Below are 2,137 nucleotides of genomic sequence, written 5' to 3' on the forward strand. Positions count from 1 at the left end.
GTCAACGACGGCAAGGTGATGCGGCCCTACCTGGTGAACCGGCTGCGCGGCGCGGACGGCTCGGTCGTGCAGGGCGCCGCCCACCAGTCGCTCGGCCAGGCGCTCAGCTCCGACCAGGCGGCCCAGCTGCGCGACATGATGCGGGAGGTCGTGAAATCCGGCACAGGCAAGTCGCTGCAGGGGACGTCGGTCGGCGGCGGCAAGACCGGTACCGCCGACATCGAGGGGGCCTCCTACAACGACCGCTGGTTCATCGGGTTCGGGCCCGGCGCGAACGCCAAATACGCCGTCGCCGTCATGACCGAGGCGTCCGGCTACGGCATCGAGTCCGGCCCGATCGCATCCAAGATCATCGACGCCCTCGGCGGCTGACCGTCCGCGCCCGGCCCCGGCGGCCCCGGGCCTGCCCGGCGCGGGCCGCCGCGACCCGGTCGCGGGAGCGTATCGGCCGGTTTGGTACGGTCGCGCCGCAGGTCGTCCCCGCCCAAAGGATGGAGCCGTCTCGTGCGCCGTGTCGTCTGCCCCGGCTCGTTCGATCCCGTGACCAACGGCCATCTGGACATCATCAGCCGCGCGTCCCGCCTCTTCGACGAGGTGGTCGTCGCCGTGATGATCAACAAGACCAAGCAGGGCCTGTTCACCGTGGACGAGCGGATGCAGCTGCTCCGCGAGGTCACCGAGGAGTACGGCAACGTCCGGGTGGACTCCTGGCACGGCCTGCTCGTCGACTTCTGCCGGGTGAACGACATCCCGATGATCGTCAAGGGCCTGCGGGCGGTCAGCGACTACGAGTACGAGCTGCAGATGGCCCAGATGAACCACCGCATGGCGGGCGTGGAGACCCTGTTCATGTCCACCAACCCGCTCTACTCCTACCTGTCGTCCTCGCTCATGAAAGAGGTCGTCAAGTTCGGCGGGGACGTGTCGGGCCTGGTCCCCGAACTCGTCCACGAGCGGCTCGCCGAGCGGCTCCGCGCCTCCTGACGGCGGCCAGAGCGGCCCGCCGCTCGGACGGCGCGGGCTGACCGCCGTCCGGGCGCGCCGGGAGGGCTGCGGCGCGGCGGCCGCGCGCGACACGCCCCGAAGCGGTGTTCCGGCGGGCTGGACGGAGCCCCTGAGTTGGGCTATCGCCGCCGGTCGGATACCCTGAGACCTCGGCCAGGAACGACGGTCGCGATTCGCCATGCCTCACGAAAGCAGGAAAGCTCTGACTCGCAACGAACCCGCGCGCGGCCCGCTCGTGCTCGACACCCGAGCCCTCAGCAGGCAGCCCGGGTCCGAGCGGCGGGAGCACCTCACCGTGCCGGCTCCGGAGAATTTCGGCATCGAGATGGTGCGGGTGCCCGAGGGCGCGCCGATGGAGCTGGACGTCCGGCTCGAATCGGTGCTCGAAGGCGTGCTCGTCACCGGAACGGCACGAGTTCCCCTGGAAGGGGAGTGCGCTCGCTGCCTGGATCCGATCGCCTCGGACTTCGAGGCGAACTTCCAGGAGCTCTTCGTTTATCCTGACACCCGCTCCGGTGGGAACGCAGGCGACGACGAGCTCCGCCTCGAGGACGACCTGCTCGACCTCGAGCCGGTGCTCCGGGACGCGGTGGTCCTCCAGCTGCCGCTGTCGCCGCTGTGCCGGGACGACTGTCCCGGCCTGTGTCCGGAGTGCGGTGTACGGCTGGCGGACGCCGGGCCCGACCACCACCACGACGCCGCCGACCCCTGGTGGGCGGCGCTCGGTTCCATCGACCTACGAGAAGGAAAGCAGGAGGGCTGAAGTGGCCGTCCCGAAGCGGAAGAAGTCGCGGAGCAACACGCGGCACCGTCGTTCGCAGTGGAAGACCGCTGCCCCGACCCTGGTCGAATGCCCGACCTGCCGTGACGTCAAGCTGCCGCACACGGCGTGCCAGACCTGTGGCACCTACGACCGGCGTCAGGTCATCGCGCCGTCGGCCTGACGGCTGAACTCGTCGTACCGGGGGGCGGTCTCGCGTGTGAACGCGGCCGCCCCCTCGCGGTTCCCCGAGACCCGTGCCGGCGCCCGCCGGGACGGCCGGGGACCGGCCACCCCGGCGCGCCGCGCCAGCGTGGTGACCGGCCGAGGCCAGCGCCCGGAGCCGTGGTGCACGCCGGGAACATTCCCACC

At 71.1% G+C, this 2,137-nt stretch carries 5 protein-coding genes; 4 read left to right on the plus strand and 1 reads right to left on the minus strand.

Going from position 1 to position 2,137, the window contains the following annotated elements; translation table 11 throughout:
- The 4 genes from AB0J52_RS37440 to rpmF all read left to right on the plus strand — a co-directional run.
- Window positions 1–372, plus strand: a 372-nt coding sequence (locus AB0J52_RS37440) for a penicillin-binding transpeptidase domain-containing protein (RefSeq protein WP_500187697.1), incomplete at its 5' end; no start/stop codon positions are given.
- A gap of 132 nt (window positions 373–504) precedes the next feature.
- Window positions 505–984 (plus strand): pantetheine-phosphate adenylyltransferase, encoded by a 480-nt coding sequence (gene coaD / locus AB0J52_RS37445; protein WP_500187699.1) that lies wholly within the window; start codon window positions 505–507, stop codon window positions 982–984.
- Window positions 985–1,240: 256 nt separating this feature from the next.
- Window positions 1,241–1,768, plus strand: coding sequence for a YceD family protein (locus AB0J52_RS37450; protein ID WP_500187700.1), 528 nt, complete (start codon window positions 1,241–1,243; stop codon window positions 1,766–1,768).
- A 1-nt stretch (window position 1,769) separates the two neighbouring features.
- Window positions 1,770–1,949, plus strand: coding sequence for a 50S ribosomal protein L32 (gene rpmF, locus AB0J52_RS37455; protein ID WP_117361018.1), 180 nt, complete (start codon window positions 1,770–1,772; stop codon window positions 1,947–1,949).
- On the opposite strand, the gene AB0J52_RS37460 is transcribed toward rpmF, so the two are convergent.
- Window positions 1,925–2,137: hypothetical protein (locus tag AB0J52_RS37460; RefSeq protein ID WP_500187702.1), on the minus strand; the 213-nt coding region annotated here is incomplete at its 5' end. The genes rpmF and AB0J52_RS37460 overlap by 25 nt on opposite strands.

The organism is Spirillospora sp. NPDC049652 (genome assembly GCF_040675125.1).
Classification (GTDB): domain Bacteria; phylum Actinomycetota; class Actinomycetes; order Streptosporangiales; family Streptosporangiaceae; genus Spirillospora.